General features: G+C 34.5%; 14 protein-coding genes. 7 read left to right on the plus strand and 7 right to left on the minus strand.

The genetic code is table 11. From position 1 onward, the window contains the following. Positions 1 to 242: 242 nt before the first annotated feature. Together DOS84_RS13430 and DOS84_RS13435 are read left to right on the plus strand one after the other, a co-directional pair. Positions 243 to 1,544, plus strand: a complete 1,302-nt coding sequence (locus DOS84_RS13430; RefSeq protein WP_111410636.1) for an AbiH family protein — start codon at positions 243 to 245, stop codon at positions 1,542 to 1,544. Positions 1,545 to 1,735: 191 nt separating this feature from the next. Next, positions 1,736 to 2,512 (plus strand): hypothetical protein, encoded by a 777-nt coding sequence (locus DOS84_RS13435; RefSeq protein ID WP_111410637.1) that lies wholly within the window; start codon positions 1,736 to 1,738, stop codon positions 2,510 to 2,512. A gap of 814 nt (positions 2,513 to 3,326) precedes the next feature. Here DOS84_RS13435 and DOS84_RS13440 read toward each other — a convergent pair. After that, positions 3,327 to 3,821, minus strand: coding sequence for a hypothetical protein (locus tag DOS84_RS13440; protein WP_111410638.1), 495 nt, complete (start codon positions 3,819 to 3,821; stop codon positions 3,327 to 3,329). A 385-nt stretch (positions 3,822 to 4,206) separates the two neighbouring features. Here DOS84_RS13440 and DOS84_RS13445 point away from each other — a divergent pair, with 385 nt between their 5' ends. Beyond that, positions 4,207 to 4,797, plus strand: coding sequence for an HD domain-containing protein (locus tag DOS84_RS13445; protein ID WP_111410639.1), 591 nt, complete (start codon positions 4,207 to 4,209; stop codon positions 4,795 to 4,797). A gap of 198 nt (positions 4,798 to 4,995) precedes the next feature. Here the strand turns inward: DOS84_RS13445 and guaB are convergent, their stop codons facing one another. Continuing rightward, positions 4,996 to 6,468: an IMP dehydrogenase gene (gene guaB, locus DOS84_RS13450; RefSeq protein WP_111410640.1), complete on the minus strand. Its 1,473-nt coding sequence runs from the start codon at positions 6,466 to 6,468 to the stop codon at positions 4,996 to 4,998. A 138-nt stretch (positions 6,469 to 6,606) separates the two neighbouring features. On the opposite strand from guaB, the gene DOS84_RS13455 reads away from it, so the two are divergent. Beyond that, entirely contained in the window at positions 6,607 to 9,150 is a 2,544-nt protein-coding gene (locus DOS84_RS13455) for a cation-translocating P-type ATPase (RefSeq protein ID WP_111410641.1), read from the plus strand. A 12-nt stretch (positions 9,151 to 9,162) separates the two neighbouring features. On the opposite strand, the gene DOS84_RS13460 is transcribed toward DOS84_RS13455, so the two are convergent. The 5 genes from DOS84_RS13460 to DOS84_RS13480 form a co-directional block, all read right to left on the minus strand. Then, complete coding sequence (locus tag DOS84_RS13460) at positions 9,163 to 10,566, minus strand: DUF5723 family protein (protein WP_111410642.1); 1,404 nt, start codon at positions 10,564 to 10,566, stop codon at positions 9,163 to 9,165. Further along, on the minus strand, positions 10,563 to 11,114 hold the full coding sequence (locus DOS84_RS13465; RefSeq protein ID WP_111410643.1) for a hypothetical protein: 552 nt from the start codon (positions 11,112 to 11,114) through the stop codon (positions 10,563 to 10,565). The genes DOS84_RS13460 and DOS84_RS13465 overlap by 4 nt, the downstream gene beginning before the upstream one ends. A 113-nt stretch (positions 11,115 to 11,227) precedes the next feature. Beyond that, positions 11,228 to 12,091 (minus strand): hydroxymethylglutaryl-CoA lyase, encoded by an 864-nt coding sequence (locus DOS84_RS13470; RefSeq protein ID WP_111410644.1) that lies wholly within the window; start codon positions 12,089 to 12,091, stop codon positions 11,228 to 11,230. Positions 12,092 to 12,148: 57 nt separating this feature from the next. Continuing rightward, positions 12,149 to 13,198: a quinone-dependent dihydroorotate dehydrogenase gene (locus DOS84_RS13475; RefSeq protein ID WP_111410645.1), complete on the minus strand. Its 1,050-nt coding sequence runs from the start codon at positions 13,196 to 13,198 to the stop codon at positions 12,149 to 12,151. Between the two features lie 195 nt (positions 13,199 to 13,393). Further along, positions 13,394 to 13,933, minus strand: a complete 540-nt coding sequence (locus DOS84_RS13480) for a nuclear transport factor 2 family protein (protein ID WP_111410646.1) — start codon at positions 13,931 to 13,933, stop codon at positions 13,394 to 13,396. Positions 13,934 to 14,252: 319 nt separating this feature from the next. Between DOS84_RS13480 and DOS84_RS13485 the strand changes: the two genes are divergently transcribed. The 3 genes from DOS84_RS13485 to DOS84_RS13495 all read left to right on the plus strand — a co-directional run bounded on the left by DOS84_RS13485 (position 14,253) and on the right by DOS84_RS13495 (position 17,096). Beyond that, positions 14,253 to 15,737, plus strand: a complete 1,485-nt coding sequence (locus tag DOS84_RS13485; RefSeq protein WP_165830439.1) for a glycosyl hydrolase — start codon at positions 14,253 to 14,255, stop codon at positions 15,735 to 15,737. Between the two features lie 223 nt (positions 15,738 to 15,960). Continuing rightward, entirely contained in the window at positions 15,961 to 16,569 is a 609-nt protein-coding gene (locus DOS84_RS13490; RefSeq protein WP_111410648.1) for a YkgJ family cysteine cluster protein, read from the plus strand. Positions 16,570 to 16,655: 86 nt separating this feature from the next. Next, positions 16,656 to 17,096, plus strand: coding sequence for an SRPBCC domain-containing protein (locus tag DOS84_RS13495; RefSeq protein ID WP_111410649.1), 441 nt, complete (start codon positions 16,656 to 16,658; stop codon positions 17,094 to 17,096). The last annotated feature ends 191 nt before the right edge of the window (positions 17,097 to 17,287 follow it).

A 17,287-nucleotide genomic window follows, 5' to 3' on the forward strand; every position in this document is an offset into this window, starting at 1 on the left:
GGGGCTAGAGAACACGTTTATTATTCTTAAGAAATATTTAAAAAAACTTATTTTCAATGCTTTTGTTTTATTGCAAAGTAAAAACTATTAAAAATTTATAATTCATTTTTTATACATTTGAAAATAAATAAACTCTGATGTTTGCCAGACATAGCAACCCAATTTAGGAGTGATAAATCGGACATCGTCAGACCTATAAACGATTTATCTGCAAGCATTTCACGAATCATAGAAGAAAAAGGATGAATAGAATTATACTAATAGGCAATGGATTTGATTTAGCTCACAAAATGAAAACCAGCTATAATGATTTCATAAATCATTATTGGGTAAATATAGTTACACAATTGCAAAATGCGGCGTCTCATAATATTACAAGCAAAGGAATTAAATTTGAAACTGAAGAAATTAGAGTAGATGAAATTCATGGCCCTTGGGGTAAAGAAACTCGGATTGATGCAACAAATTTTGAAGCTTTATTAACTAATTTAAAATCTCAAAATATTAACCTCATATTTAAGAATAAATTTTTAGAAATTCTTACAAAAAAACATACGGAACAAAATTGGGTTGATATTGAGAATGAATATTATAACTTATTAAAAGAATCCTTCAAAAAAGAAAACTCTACATACAAAATAACTGAATTAAATAAGGATTTTAATCAAATACAAAAATTACTTGAAATATATTTAAACGAAGTTGAAGAAAAATTCCTTACAGATTTTGGCAACAATATAGATGATGTTAGACTGAAAGCTAACATAGGATACAAAATCTATTCTCAGTTTAAACTAAAGGATTTTACAGAAACTTCAATCAACAAAAAAGCAGAAATTGAATTTCAAAAAATACAAAAAGACTTAAAAGCCTTAAAAGAAGATTTAATTACAATGCCTGAACTGAGCGACTACAATCAAAAAATAATTTCAAGAATTGGTACTAATGCAACAATAAAAGAAACCAGGGAATTACTTATTTCCGATAGCGCTATAAACTATTTTGAATTAATGCCTGAAGAAATATTATTTCTAAATTTCAATTACACTTTTAGTGAAAAAATTTATGTAAACCACACAGAATTTGAATCATTCGATTCAAATAAGAATTTGAAAAAACATTTTATTCATATACACGGAACAACTGACAAATACGATCGGAATAATGTCATATTTGGCTTTGGAGATGAAATTGATGAAGACTACAAATCAATTGAAAATTTAAACAACAACACTTATCTTGAAAATATTAAATCAATCAAGTATTTAGAAACTGACAATTACAAACGATTGTTGGAATTTGTAAATAGTGGAGACTATCAAATTTTTATCTTCGGACATTCGTGTGGCATTTCAGATAGAACTTTATTAAATACTCTTTTCGAACATAAAAATTGTTCATCAATAAAGCCTTTCTATCACAAAAAAGATTCGGAAACAGATAATTATATTGACATTGTTAAAAATATTTCTCGAAACTTCAATAGTAAAATAAATATGAGAGATAAAGTTGTTAATAAAGAATATTGTGAATCATTATCATAATTCCACCAACTAACAACGGTTTTAAGAAATTGGGGTTTTAGGACTTAATTTAAAGTTTGTTTTGTACTTTTAATTTTCAGTGTTTAATCGAAAGTTTCGGGCTTACAAATCCCTAACTTCATAAAGCCGCAAAATGTTAGTCGTAATTACAAATCACGATTGATCTTCACCAGAAATAATAAGTAATCATTATGAAACATATTAAGCGTAAATTTCTTTTCCATGATTTTCTTCAAAATACTGAATTACCAAGTTCAAATTTTACAGACATTGATTTAGACAAAGTCGACCAATCTTTCTTAAAGAAAAATTCAAAAAATAATTTTGCAGTTTTAACTACAGAAACAGGAGATAAGCTTTTTAGTTTTATATACAATGACAATGGTAAACACTGTATGATTCCTGTTCCAGACTTTTCACTTGTAAATTTTAATTTTGCTTACACATTAAATATTCATCGAAAAGATTATCGTAAAAAACTTGTTGAAAACCTATCTGAATTAAGTACACCAAATGAAGTGAGCAATTCTTACGCCTACGATTATCAAGGAACCGCTAGCTCGTGCATCATTTGCTTGTTCACGGCAATCGAATGTTTTGTAAATGATATTATTCCTGAAGATTTTGAATATAAAATTGTCAATGATAGAAAAACTGAGATTTACGATAAAAAACAAATTCAAGTCTCAATTTCCTTCATGGATAAATTAACCAAAGTTTTACCAATCGCGCTCAATAAGAATTTTTTTGCACATCAAACTCCAACAAATGCGCATATTTACAATCTTAGAAACTTGCGAAATGATATCGTTCATACAAAATCTGATAAAACAGGAGAAAATAACGTAAGTATTTTAAAGAGTCTACTAAATTTCAATTATGATGAAACTCTAATTTCTACTTTTAAACTTTTTAATTTTTACAAAAAGGATTTTATAGAAGAATGTCCATGTGCTGAAACATGGTAACTACGGCTGAGCTACTACAACAGATTTAGGCAATATGACGTAAAGATACCCCCCTGCTAGCACGAGCGTCCCGCTCGTGCTAGCGGGGCTATTTTTTTTTAAGCAATATAAATGACATTAAAGTAGTCAGCTGATGGCTAGATATCACGCAACATTTACACCCAATATTGTCATTTCGACGGAGGAGAAATCTCCACAAGTGGCTCCGCAATTCAAGTAAAAAAATGAATTAGTTTGTCGAATAGTATTGCTGAGATTTCTCCTCCGTCGAAATGACAAGTTTGTGGATTGTTGGGATGTTAAAAAATTTCATTGGTAGTCCTACTTTTTTACAAAAGCACATCTATTTATATAATAACCAGTCACTTACAAACATCACAACGCCTATCAAAACTATAGGCACGCCTACCTAAAACATAGGCGAGCCTATCAAAACTATAGGCAAGCCTACCTAAATCATAGGCGCTCATACTAAAACTATAGGCAAGCCTACCAAAATCAAAGGCGCGCCTATCAAAACCATAGGCACGCCATACTAAAACTATGGCGCGCCTAAACAATCCAGACGCGCGCCTATAAAAAACAAAGGCGACACCTTTAAAATAGATAGGCGCGCCTATAAAAATCGAAGGCGACACCTACCAAAACCATAGGCGAGCCTATCAATTTTGTAGGCACGCCTATGCAAAATGAAGGTACCGCCTACCAAATCCAGAGGCGCGCCATAATAATAGTATGGCGCACCTCTCGATAAAAAAAGCCAGGCTGCTTTTTAGGCAGCCCGGCTTTGGAAATGTAAATTGTGATTTAACAATTAGTTCAACTGTTCCTCTGTTGGAGGTTTTACAGTTTCTTCCTTTTTATTGGCATAACGCTTGTTCCATTGGTCAACTTCGCCCATGGCAAGGTCAAGGTTACCCTCGTTACCTCTGGATACTTGCAGGTTTACAGCATAACGGTCTACCAAAGTCATCACATCGGTAGCGGCAGCTAACTGAACTTCTTCAATAGTTTCCATAGCTTGCAACAAAGCCATTCTACTGGCCTCCAGATTATTGTAATAGTCCAATACATTCGAAAGCTCTGAGGGAACATCGGCACGGCTCAATGAATTCGGGAATTGGTTGGCAATTCTGGAAATCAAACGAGCATAACCTTCTCTACCTTCCGCCATAGAACGCGTGCCTTTCTTTTGCTCATCGGTCAGATTAATTTTAAAAGGATTCAACGGAGTTAATGCCGAATTAACGGCTGTTGTGAAAGCAGTCAGCACTGTGGCTGGCGCGATGGACGTAATCAATTTTGACATAAAATTTATAGTTATTGGTTAATAATAATTGAATTTAGATAAATTATTATTAGAACTATTCTTACATTAAAATAATTAACAACAATTTAACGTATAATTTTTCTTATAAACATAAATATTGAAGTCAGTATTAGAGCACTAATATTCATTATGACAATCTGAGGCCTCATCCATTAATACTATTTTATGTATGCAAAATTTAAAAAAACTTACAGGATCATTAAACAATCTACTTTATTTACCCTCGATTACTATGGGTAAATAATCATAAATTTGCAATAGACACGAGCGAGACGAAACGGAGTTTTTTTTCACAGACAGTCGTTGGCATTAATTATTACGAACATCTCAGTAACAATAAAAATCTTTTAAAATTTATAAAGCAATGCAAACCGACAATTTATTAAAACAAGTAAGTTTCATAAAAGAGATTGACAAGTTGAAATACATTCAACGCAAAACTAAATTATTCAACAGCGACAGATGTGAAAATGACGCAGAACATAGTTGGCATTTAGCAATGATGACAATTGTATTGGCAGAACATTCGGATAAGCCTATTGACGTTCTTAAAGTTTTGAAAATGGTTTTGATCCACGACATCGTAGAAATCGATGCTGGTGATGTTTTTCTTTACGACACTACAAAAAGCCACATAAATACTGACGAAGAGCTTATTGCCGCAAAACGAATTTTTGGACTTTTACCAATAGAACAAGCTGAAGAATTTATTGCAATTTGGACAGAATTTGAGGATGGCATAACTGATGAAGCAAAATTTGCAAAATCGATGGACCGGTTTGAGCCATTGTTGCAAAACACATCCAACAATGGAGGAACGTGGGCAGAATATAATGTACCGCATCAAACAGTTTACGATAAGAAAAAGGTAATTAAAGAAGGTTCGACAACCATTTGGAACTATGCAGAAAATTTGATCAACGAAAGTGTAGACAAAGGAATCTTAAAAAAATAATTGATTTATAGGTTCAACGTTCTACCGCGTGAGGGATTGTAGTGGAGCTCTTTTTTTATCCCTTTTTTTAAGGGATAAAAAAAAGCGGGAACGGAAAGCCCGACCCGAAGTTTTTACGGAGGGTCACGCCCAAACAAAAAAGGTGCAAGAACTGAATCCTGCACCTTTTGTCTTTTAGACTTTCGCCTTTGGACTATATTATCTCGAATAATTCGGAGCTTCTTTTGTAATAGTTACATTGTGTGGGTGACTTTCGTTGATACCGCTGGCAGTAATACGAACAAAACGACCAGTTTCCTGTAAAGTAGCAATGTCTTTTGAACCACAATATCCCATACCGGCACGAAGACCACCAATGAATTGTTGCATACTTTCGTTCAACTCCCCTTTGTAAGGTACACGTCCAACGATTCCTTCTGGAACAAGTTTCTTAACATCGTCTTCCACGTCTTGGAAATAACGGTCTTTTGAACCTTCTTGCATAGCCTCAACAGAACCCATTCCTCTGTATGATTTGAATTTTCTTCCTTCAAAAATAATGGTCTCACCTGGAGATTCCATTGTACCGGCCAATAATGAACCTAGCATTACACAATCTGCACCTGCAGCAATCGCTTTAGGAATATCTCCTGTGTAACGAATTCCACCATCTGCAATTACAGGAACTCCTGTTCCTTTTATAGCAGCGGCTACTTCAAGCACAGCAGAAAATTGAGGAAAACCAACACCTGCAACGATTCTGGTTGTACAAATAGAACCAGGTCCTATTCCAACTTTCACACCATCGGCACCATTTTCAACTAAATATAGGGCAGCTTCCGGAGTAGCAATATTACCAACGATTACATCAAGTTCTGGGAATTTAGCTTTCACGGCTTTCAATACATCAACCACACCTTTTGTATGTCCGTGAGCTGTATCGATAATTACGGCATCTACTCCTGCATTTACCAAAGCAGTTGCTCTTTCAACCGCATCGGCAGTAACACCCAAAGCGGCTGCTACTCTCAAACGTCCAAATTTATCTTTATTGGCGTTTGGTTTTTGGGTTAATTTAGTGATATCTCTAAATGTGATTAAACCAACTAACTCATTTTTACCATTTACTACAGGTAATTTTTCAATTTTGTGACCTTGTAATACTACCTCAGCTTGTTCTAGTGAAGTTCCTTCGGCAACGGTTACCAAATTTTGACTTGTCATAACCTCAACAATAGGTCTTGAACCGTTTTTTTCAAAACGTAAATCTCTATTGGTAACAATTCCTTTTAGGATTTTGTTTTCATCAACGATTGGAATACCACCAATACCATATTCTCTCATGGCGCTTTTGGCATCCGCAACTGTAGAAGACATTAATAAAGTAACAGGATCGATAATCATTCCAGACTCTGCACGTTTTACTTTACGTACTTTGGCTGCTTGTTGTTCGATCGTCATGTTTTTATGCAAAACACCTATTCCTCCCTCTTGAGCCATAGCGATTGCCATAGCACTTTCGGTAACTGTATCCATAGCAGCTGATACAATAGGAACATTAAGTGTAATATTTCTTGAAAATTTGGATTTGATACTCACTTCGCGTGGAAGAACATTTGAGTAATTGGGAACTAATAATACGTCATCGTAGGTTAAACCCTCACCGACAATCTTAGAGATATGTGCTTTCATGTTGCAATTTGTAGTTGAATTGCGTGCAAATATAGACAATCTTAAGCTAAAAAACACTTAAGTCCTCCGTTTTATTTTTAAATTGCATGGTAAAATTAAGTTAACGTCTTATTTTATTTATAACCATACCTTTCAATTATGTCAGCAACAAACGGCTCTATTTCAGGATTAAACAAAACTGAAGTTGAACAATCCAGAATCAAAAATGGCTTAAATTCTATAGAACACCAAAAGAAAAACAACTTACTTTCTTCCATAATAGAAATGGTTAAAGAACCCATGTTTTTATTATTATTAACTGCTACCAGTATTTATTTTATAACTGCTGATTTTGGTAATGGAATTTTTATGACCGTAGCAATTTTATTGGTTTCCACCATTTCACTTTACCAAGAATCCAAGAGTCGGAATGCCATAGAAGCCCTGCATAAATTAACGCAACCCAAAAGCAAAGTCATCCGAGATGGTGAGCTTATAGAAATACCTTCCGAAGAAATTGTTTTAGGGGATTGCATCCAGTGCGAAGAAGGCACCTTTATTCCTGCAGATGGAGTTATCATTCAATCGAACGATTTTTCGGCAAACGAATCTATAATTACGGGAGAATCATTAGCGGTTTTTAAAAGCGAAAAAAGTGAAAATAATCAAGTATTCCAGGGAACGATTGTCGCTTCCGGATTGGCGATCTGCAAAGTAATCGCAATAGGAATCCAAACAGAATTAGGAAAAATAGGAAAAAGTTTGGATGACATTGCAGAAGAGAAAACACCTTTGCAAATTCAAATTGGAAATTTTGTTACCAAAATGTCTCTTATCGGCCTAGGGGCATTCCTTCTGGTTTGGGGAATCAATTACTACAATTCAAAAATTATTTTAGACAGTTTACTAAAAGCATTAACCCTGGCAATGAGCATCATACCCGAAGAAATTCCAGTAGCATTTGCCACATTCATGGCTTTGGGCGCTTGGCGATTAATGAAAAGAGGAATCATTGTCAAACAAACCAAAACCGTGGAAACGCTTGGCAGCGCAACCGTGATATGCACAGACAAAACAGGAACTATAACCGAAAACAGAATGAGTCTGGCGCAATGGTATTTATTGGAAACAGATTCTTTCAATGGCAATGACAATTACAATAACAATGGCAATGAGAAAAATAAAACCCAATTAAATACAGAGGAGCAGGAATTGCTAAGTCTTTCCATGTGGGCCAGTGAACCGATTCCTTTTGATGCAATGGAAATTGCTTTGCACGATGCTTACGCAAAAATGGGAATCGAAGATGAACGTCCTCATTACAAAATGGTTCACGAATATCCTTTAAGCGGAAAACCGCCAATGATGACCCATCTTTTTGAAAACACAAACGGAGACCGAATCATAGCAGCCAAAGGTGCTCCCGAAGCCCTAATCGCCTGTTCAAAATTATCCGAAAAACAAACCAATCAAATTCTAAATGCAGTCCAATCTATGTCTGAAAAAGGGTATCGAGTTTTAGGAGTTGGCGTAACTCATTTTTCTGGAACTGACTATCCAAAAACACAACAAGAATTTTTATTTGATTTCAAAGGACTTATTGCTTTTTATGACCCTCCGAAAGCCAATATAAAAGAAGTCTTTGGAACTTTTTACAAAGCAGGAATTCAAGTAAAAATAGTCACAGGAGACAATGCCTTGACAACGGCAACCATTGCTAATCAAATTGGTTTTAAAAACTCTGGAAAAATCTTAAACGGGGACGAACTTATGATGATGGATGACGCTACTTTGAAAGAGAAGGTCATGGAAACTACTATTTTTACAAGAATGTTTCCCGAAGCTAAATTAAAAATCATAAAAGCTTTAAAAGACAACAACCAAATTGTAGCCATGACAGGCGATGGCGTAAATGACGGTCCGGCATTAAAATCGGCTCATATTGGTATTGCCATGGGAAAAAAAGGAACCGAGATTGCCAAACAAGCAGCGAATTTAATTTTGATCGATGACGATTTCTCCAAAATGACAGAGGCTATAGCGATGGGTCGAAAAATATACATCAATCTAAAAAAAGCCATTCAATACATTATATCCATTCACATTCCTATTATTATGATTGTGTTTATTCCACTGGTTTTAGGATGGATATACCCCAATATTTTTTCACCCGTTCATATTATTTTCTTAGAAATAATTATGGGACCCACCTGCTCCATAATTTACGAAAATGAACCTATGGAGCCCAACCTGATGAAACAAAATCCGCGCCCTTTTACCAATACATTTTTCAATCTAAAAGAAATTACAATTAGTATTATACAAGGACTTGTCATCACACTTGGTCTTTTGTTTATTTACCAATACAGCACAAAAAATGAGTTCTCAGAAGATCTCACTCGAACTATGGTTTTCTTAACATTGATATCAGCTAATATCTTTTTAACACTTGCCAATCGGTCTTTTTATTATTCGGTCTTGACCACATTAAAATACAAAAATAATTTGGTTATACTTATTATTGGAATAACGCTGTTGATAACTGGTTCACTATTAATCACACCCGCTTTCAGAACATTTTTCCAGTTTGAAAGTATTACGCTTTTACAAATCGGATTTAGTGTTGTAATTGGGTTCGTTTCTGTACTTTGGATAGAAATTTATAAGTTTTTCAGAAGAAGAAAAGATAAATCAATTTCATGAAATTAAAATATTTTATTTGCTGCTTCCCCCAGAGATTATGTTAAACCCTATTTGAAATGTGAGTGCATTTGCCTTCGAAACATCCCTGTAAGCGAGAAGATTATCAGCCATTGCATAAAAATTAACTACCCCAATCTTGGTTGTCAATCCCAAGCCAATATTTGTATAGGAATATGAATCGATAGTGTATGTCGCTTTCATTTGCAATCCTTGAAGCAGCCTTCTTCTGTAATATGCGGTTAAGGCAAGCATCGGAGTCCTTGGTGTTGACATTGCAAAAAACTGTGCTCCAACCGCACTTCGATACCAAGAATCTTCATCAGTTTCACAATTGCATTCTGTTTGTCTTTCTTCTTCAAATGAATATTGGAATGAAGAATAAAATTTTAAAGGCCGTTGAGTCTTGAACTTACTATAGATCGTATCAAAAGGAATGGCATCTTTGAAATCCTGATAGGCATTATCAACTGTTCCATCTTGATTAAAATTGGTAAGAACTCCCTTAAAAGCATAATCACCTTTAAATGTATAATCGACAACGTCTTTCGTGTGATTTACAAACCCAATATCGACTAAACTTGCAGTTATCTGGATGTTTTTTTCAGGATAATAAGTAAGCCCTAGATCTACTCCTAAACCAAGATTTCCACCCATAAAAGCTTTTTTAGGAATATCTTCCTTTAAATCAGTTGCTAAATCACCTTCATAATTTTCATCCAAATACTTGGCTGCGCCTGAAGTATTAAGCTGTAAATTGGATTTAATGACTTGATTATAAATTAAATTGGAACCTTGTGCTGTATAAAAATATCCTGAATTATGGGTTGAAGTCGCATTAAAAATACTCGAATAAATTTTTCCTCGAATTCCAAGTATGAGTTTCTCATTAAGCTGTTTATTAAACCCCACATGAAAGACAGAGAGCACTTCCGCTTTTGCACTCAAATCTCCCAAATCAAAAGACTTACCTATATAATCTTTATTACCATACAAAGACAAAATGGCTAAATCTTTTGGGATGTATATAAATGAATCAAATTCTTGATACATTCCAAAAGAAACATACGACTTGCTTTCTTCTGCCCCTACCCTGAAACCGGCAGTAAATATTTCCAATTGCTGATTGGCGGTAACATAATCGTTTCTACTGGTTGAGGCTATCACACTTCTCACTTTGTCTGAAAAATCAACCCCATCATTGGCGAATAAACTATAGGCATCAAATCCTGTTGAACCCATATTTGCCGATATTCCAGATAATAATGGGACTCCCACAAACCATTTATATTTTACATCCGCTCCGGGATTAATCAATAAACTTTGGGGTTGAGGAGTGAAATTATATAGAACTTCTTTATTTTGGGAAAAGCAATAAAAAGAAACTGTCAGACATAAAAGGATTGTGATTTTTCTCATTTTACATCAAAATAAGCAGTTATACTTGAACTCAACTCTACTCTGCCTGGACTGTTAGCTGTTAATGGCGGCCCTGGAAACATTGCAATTGAAAAAACCATTTTGGTTGTTCTCTTTAAAATATCCACATTTGCAGCGGTAAAAGTTTCAGTTTTTTCCACTAACACTTCTTTACCGCCGTAGGCAGGTACATTCATTGTTATAGTATAAATAGGTGTATTGTTGTCATCCAAAAAATTGACATTATAATCATAAGCTCTCGCTATTGTATTTTTAATTCTGAAATACAACTCGGTTCTTACCAAGTCCTCCTCCACAAAAGAAGTATTCAAAAAATCAACATTAGCTACATAAGAAAAAAAAGGTTGCTCTGTACCATCTATAATAAAATCTGGAGCTTTCACTTCGAAATAGGAAAGATTAGTAGTGAACACTGGCTGTGCAGTAAAATCTTCGGCTTGATTAAAATCAAGATCACTACTACATGAAAAAGTACATAATACTAATACAATTACTAAAATAACTCTATTGCAAAACCCGTTTCTCATATCATTACCAATTTAAATATAGCCTAACTTTTAATGGTTAACTAAACAAAATTAAAATAACGACAAAAATTTGAATTTATTTAAATTTACCTCTTTTTATTGCAGGACTATTTTCAATGAAATTCACCAAATAATTTAGAAGCCTCATTATAAGCACTTTCAAAACTCATCGGACTGCAATTGGTGTTTTCTTTTTGAACCGTAAAATAAGAGAGTAATTTCTCAGTAGGCATATTTCCTGTCAATTTATCTGTAGCCATTGGACATCCTCCAAAACCTTGAATTGCACCATCAAAACGGCGACAGCCTCCCTTATAGGCAGCATCAATTTTCTCAAGCCATTTATCTGGTGTTGTATGAAGATGGGCGCCAAATTCAATTTGAGGATATTGAGGAATCAAATTAGAAAACAAGTAATCAATTACTTCGGGTGTAGAACTCCCAACAGTATCAGAAAGGGATAAAATTTTCACTCCCATTGCAGCTAATTTCTCGGTCCATTGTGCTACAATTTCGACACTCCAAGGATCTCCGTATGGATTTCCAAAACCCATCGAAAGATAAGCTACAGTTTCTTTATTAGTCTTATCAGCAAGGTTTAAAATCTCATCTAATGTCACCAAGGATTCTGCTATCGTTTTATGCGTATTTCGCATTTGAAAATTCTCGGAAATCGAAAAGGGAAATCCTAAATACTGGATGGCATCATGTTGGGATGCCAGAGTTGCTCCTTGAACATTGGCAATAATTGCCAATAATTTACTTGTTGTTTTGGATAAATCAAGTTGTGCTAAAACTTCAGCAGTATCTTGCATTTGAGGTATGGCTTTCGCCGAAACAAAACTTCCAAAATCAATGGTATCAAAACCTACACGCAATAAAGACTGTATATAAGCCACCTTTCTTTCGGTAGGAATAAAAGCTTTTATGCCTTGCATAGCATCTCGTGGACACTCGATAATTTTTATTGGCTTCATAACCTTCAAATATATAAAAAGGTTTTGAGTTACAAAGAAAGAAAAACTGCTATCCTACTATTTTTTTGACAAAATTGCTTTATTTATTTTCTTTACCAAGGCAGGCCCTTCATAGATAAAGCCGGTATATAATTGAATTAGACTGGCACCTGCTTCTAATTTCTCTAAGGCATCCTCTGCAGAGTGTATTCCTCCAACTCCAATAATTGGAAATGCCTTATTGCTTTTCTGAGACAGAAAACGAATCACTTCAGTAGATCGTGAGGTCAATGGTTTTCCGGACAATCCTCCAGTTTCCGTTTGATTGCAAGAACGCAATCCACTTCGGGAAATCGTAGTATTGGTTGCAATCACCCCTGCAATCTTAGTTTCTTTTACAATATCAATAATATCGAGTAATTGCTCGTCGGTAAGATCCGGAGCTATCTTTAGTAGTATCGGTTTAGCTCCGCTCGATTCGGCTCCGCCTCGGGTTTGCTTTGGCTTGGCCAAGTTCTTATTCTGTAAAGTCTGAAGTAATTGAGTAAGTGGCTCTTTTTCTTGCAATGCCCTAAGATTTGGCGTGTTTGGAGAGCTCACATTGACTACAAAATAATCCACATAATCGTATAAAGCGTCAAAACAAATCTCATAATCCGAGGTAGCATCTTCGTTTAGGGTCACTTTATTTTTCCCGATATTTCCACCAATAAGAACACCATTGTTTTTCTTTAAACGTTCCACTGCTTCTAGAACCCCTTCATTATTAAAGCCCATTCTGTTGATTATTGCCGAATCTTCCACTAAACGAAATATTCTTTTTTTATCATTTCCTGGCTGACCTTTTGGTGTAAGAGTTCCAATTTCTATAAAACCAAAGCCAAAATTAGACAGTTCCTTATACAAAACAGCATTTTTGTCAAAACCAGCTGCTAGACCTACAGGGTTTTTAAACTTTAAACCAAAAACTTCCGTTTCTAATCTTTTGTCATTTACTTGGTATAAAAATCTGAAAAGCGATGGGACTCCTGGAATTTTTGAGACTATTCTAATTAATGAAAAAGTAAAGTGATGGACTTTTTCAGGATCAAAACAGAAAAGAATAGGACGTATAAAAGTCTTGTACATAGGTCAAATATTGGTTGCCACAAAAGTAAAGAAATGTTTTTAGTTTTAAGGCATAGAAATGCGTTTAAAGCCACCCATTTGTTAAATTACCGAACAAAATTCATATCAAACAAAACTTATTTATAGGCAAAAAAAAATAAAAAACGACAGGTAAGTATCGTTTTTTATTTTCATCAACCAATTAACAATTAAATTTTACTTTGGAAGAGCCGCATTTACAGCAGCTTTATCTATATATTGAATAACTCGATCCACTTTATCATGTGAATCAAAATGATAATCTGTATGTATCCACTGAGTCATTTCTTTTCCTTTTCTATACTTAGCAGTTGTTTTGTACCAAGCAAGTAACCAAACCCCTTTGGCCTCCACACTTTGCGGTTTATTTACCATAATAGGTAAAAATATGGCATCACTGAATTTAATGGTTTCAATTACATTGGCTCTTCTTTGCTTCCAATAAGATGCTATTGCTGATTTCCCTACCAAACTGTCCCCGCTATTCCATACGTAAACTGCACTATCTGCATACATTTCCATCCAGCTGTCCATATCGCCTTTTTCCATGGCAGCTAGTGTTTTCTTTCCCATTTCAGCATATTTAGAATCGGCAAATTCAGTAGGTTTGACAACTGTATCATCAGCCGCAACAGCCTTATCCATTTCTTTGGATTCTTCTTTTTTACAACTCACCATTAGGAAAAAACAACAAACAATCAATAGGTTTTTTTTCATAGCTTAAATATTTAAAGTATCAAAATATTTAGATTAAGCTATCTCAAGAAAGGGTACGTAAATTTAATTAAAAAACTAATAGGTTTATTTAAAATTTAAAAATAAATCATCTGATTTTCAGTTTTTTACATTAAAAACATTAACACTAACAGAAACTATCATTATTCTTATTTTAAGACAAAAAATCTATTTTTTTTAACCCCACATTTTAAACAAGAATGATTTTGATGGGTTTTTGATGGGATTTTTCAAATGTGAATTGATGCAGTGTTATACTATATTTGAAATTCATTATTTGAATCAAATAAAAAACCCTTTTATGTTTAAAATAATAACCTTTATCATTATATGGATTAGCTCCTTGTTTTACAGCTGCATTTTTGCACAAGTTAGTCCCAAAAGAGGAGTTGCATATGGAAATCATTCCATTTCAGATTTGAATACCTTAAAATCAGGAATTTCTTGGTGGTATAATTGGTCCGCCGAACCCGAATCTGCTGTAAATGCCAGCTATGAGAGTTTGGGAGTAGAATTTGTACCGATGGCTTGGGGAAAAGTCAACAATCCCGATGCTTTTATTGCAACCATAAAACCCGGAGCCAAATATTTATTGGCTTTTAATGAACCTAACTTTAATGACGGCTCACGATTAACACCTCAAGAAGCAGTTGATGCCTGGCCAAATATTGAAAAAATTGCCGCAGCAAAAGGCTTGGAAATAGTAAGTGCCTCCCCAGCCTACAATGGTCCTTCTAACTATGGAGGTTACCAAAGTCCCATTGCTTGGCACGATGAATTCTTTCGTCTTTGTCCAAATTGCAAAGTAGACTATATCGCTTTTCATACTTATGATGCTACATCTAATTCGGTAATTGGAGTTAGTGATGGACTAAAGAAATACAACATCCCGATTTGGGTAACCGAATTTGCCAATAGAGTTATACAATCGGCAACAGAGAAAACCAATTTCATGAAAGAGATTGTGACCTCTTTTGAAAATGACCCTGACATTTATCGCTATTCTTGGTTTACCTGTAGAGTTCCTTCGGATTGGACGGATATGCTCGAAGGGCAATTGCTTGCTGCCAATAGTGGCGAAATTCGACCGATAGGAACAGCTTATCTAAATGTCCCGTATACTTCCAAAAAAATGAATGTGCCAGGCAGAATTACAGCCAACAAGCATTACCGCCGTAGAGGAACTGGTTTGCAAAACACCACCGATGGAGGTACAAGCCAAAATGTTTGTTTTACAGATGAGGGAGATTGGGGAGAATATATGATAAATGTAGCTAAAAGCAGTTCTTATAAAATGACTTTTCGAGTAGCATCCTTAATTCAGGGTAAATTTGACATCAGCGTGAATGGCGTCATTGCAAAAACTGATGAAACTTTTGAAGCCACCGGCGGACTGCAAACCTACACCGATAAAATAGTTTCTGGAATCAACTTGCCACAAGGAGAAAATTACATCAAGATTTTCTATAAATCGAAATTTAATTTTAATTATATTGATGTAGTGGACGAAAGTAATCTTGGAATAAATGATGAAATCTTAGAAAACAGCTCGGATGTTTTTTATCCAAATCCTTTCACAAACGAAGCCACATTCCAAATTAAAAACAAAACTACCGAACCACTTTTTCTCAAAATAATTGACATGAAAGGTATGGTTTGTTTTTCCAGCAATGATTTTTATACCAATCAAAAAATAAATATTGGCCACCATTTAGCCAGTGGAATTTATACTGTAGTTGCCGTTTATGAAAACACACAGAAAACATTCAAAGTGATTAAAAATTAAAAAGAATTCATCAGACTTTGTGCATGACCACAATCCCGATAGCTATCGGGAAGGCTGTCCAATATATCCACGCCCAAAAGCGTGGGATGCCATTTCCATACTTCATACGAACCCGTTTTCAAAACAGTATTTTTTTTCAGAAACAAAATAATCCAACAAAATAGTAAGTAAAACCAGATTACCCTCGTAACGGTATTTAATAGCGTACATTAGCCAAAAAACAATGTCTATAGAACATAAAGTTCAATTGGTTGAAGAATTATTTGACCGCCTAGAGAATGAAATAACTAATTTCAAATCCCAAACAAATTTACATTGTCTTACAGGTTGTGGTCAGTGCTGTTCAAAACCAAATATAGATGCTTCGCCTTTAGAATTTTTACCATGGGCCTTTTACTTATTTTTAAATGGAAAAGCCGAGTCTATTTTAGAAGAACTCAATACCAAAACCAGCACTTTTTGTCATTTATACCAATCGCTTTCAACTACAAACAACAAAAATGGCAGATGCACAGACTATAAATACCGTGGATTAATTTGCAGACTTTTTGGCTATGCCGCCAGTAGAGATAAATATGGTGAGCTACGATTAAATACCTGTAAAATCATAAAAGAGAATCAACCGGAAAACTACAACAATACCGAAGAAGCTATTAGCAAAGGATTGTATGTTCCTATTTTTTCAGACTATTATATGCGCTTAACACAAATTGATCAGAGACTTGGAATTACTTTACTTCCCATCAATGAAGCCTTAAAAATGGCTATTGAAGAAGTCTTACATAACTACGCCTATAGACCTTTTCCAGGCGGACTTGAAAATATTGCCTAGAATTAAAAATTTCACTTCTGCGCAATAATCAATAATGCAAAAACAATCGCTTTTTTTTCTAATTTAGTACTATTCAAATTCAAATTATGAAACTGATAGCCAAAGCAACGATACAAATACAAAAACCGATTGAAGAAGTTTTTGAAGGAATTGTAAATCCAGAAAAAATGACAAACTATTTCATTTCGGAAAGCAACGGACGAATGGAAACTGGAAAAGAATTGGTTTGGAAATTTCCCGAATTCCCGATTGAAGTTCCTGTAAAAGACATTCAGATTGAAATCAATCGTTCTATTTCATATGTTTGGGACAAAGAAATCGTAGTGAAAATTATATTAGAAGAACAACCCGACAAAAGCACGGTAGTAAAAGTGACCGAAGACGGAAAACCATACAATGAAGCCAACCTGAGATGGGTTCTAGGAAACACAGAAGGCTGGGCAAATTTCCTTGCCTGTATGAAAGCGTATCTCGAATACGGAATACAACTTCGCAAGGGAGCATTTGATTTTATGCGTGAAAGTTAAAGACAACAATTGATTTTAAATACTGATTCCACTAAAAAATTCTATTTGAATGGTTCCAAAAAGCTAAATCCTATTTTAAGTTTTTTCACAACACTGCACGAAAGATTATACTTAATAATTTATCACATTTTATTTTGATAAGATGTTAATTTATTTATTTTTGTGTTTTGACAATAAGATCAGATTTAAAA

It is taken from the genome of Flavobacterium aquariorum, assembly GCF_003254745.1.
Taxonomy (GTDB): domain Bacteria; phylum Bacteroidota; class Bacteroidia; order Flavobacteriales; family Flavobacteriaceae; genus Flavobacterium; species Flavobacterium aquariorum.

What these genes read in the sequence shown, in the direction of transcription:
- DOS84_RS13430 (WP_111410636.1), top strand. Translation starts at nt 243, where the DNA reads ATGAATAGAATTATACTAATAGGCAATGGATTTGATTTAGCTCACAAA.
- DOS84_RS13435 (WP_111410637.1), top strand. Translation starts at nt 1,736, where the DNA reads ATGAAACATATTAAGCGTAAATTTCTTTTCCATGATTTTCTTCAAAAT.
- DOS84_RS13440 (WP_111410638.1), bottom strand. Translation starts at nt 3,821, where the DNA reads ATGTCAAAATTGATTACGTCCATCGCGCCAGCCACAGTGCTGACTGCT.
- DOS84_RS13445 (WP_111410639.1), top strand. Translation starts at nt 4,207, where the DNA reads ATGCAAACCGACAATTTATTAAAACAAGTAAGTTTCATAAAAGAGATT.
- guaB (WP_111410640.1), bottom strand. Translation starts at nt 6,468, where the DNA reads ATGAAAGCACATATCTCTAAGATTGTCGGTGAGGGTTTAACCTACGAT.
- DOS84_RS13455 (WP_111410641.1), top strand. Translation starts at nt 6,607, where the DNA reads ATGTCAGCAACAAACGGCTCTATTTCAGGATTAAACAAAACTGAAGTT.
- DOS84_RS13460 (WP_111410642.1), bottom strand. Translation starts at nt 10,566, where the DNA reads ATGAGAAAAATCACAATCCTTTTATGTCTGACAGTTTCTTTTTATTGC.
- DOS84_RS13465 (WP_111410643.1), bottom strand. Translation starts at nt 11,114, where the DNA reads ATGAGAAACGGGTTTTGCAATAGAGTTATTTTAGTAATTGTATTAGTA.
- DOS84_RS13470 (WP_111410644.1), bottom strand. Translation starts at nt 12,091, where the DNA reads ATGAAGCCAATAAAAATTATCGAGTGTCCACGAGATGCTATGCAAGGC.
- DOS84_RS13475 (WP_111410645.1), bottom strand. Translation starts at nt 13,198, where the DNA reads ATGTACAAGACTTTTATACGTCCTATTCTTTTCTGTTTTGATCCTGAA.
- DOS84_RS13480 (WP_111410646.1), bottom strand. Translation starts at nt 13,933, where the DNA reads ATGAAAAAAAACCTATTGATTGTTTGTTGTTTTTTCCTAATGGTGAGT.
- DOS84_RS13485 (WP_165830439.1), top strand. Translation starts at nt 14,253, where the DNA reads ATGTTTAAAATAATAACCTTTATCATTATATGGATTAGCTCCTTGTTT.
- DOS84_RS13490 (WP_111410648.1), top strand. Translation starts at nt 15,961, where the DNA reads ATGTCTATAGAACATAAAGTTCAATTGGTTGAAGAATTATTTGACCGC.
- DOS84_RS13495 (WP_111410649.1), top strand. Translation starts at nt 16,656, where the DNA reads ATGAAACTGATAGCCAAAGCAACGATACAAATACAAAAACCGATTGAA.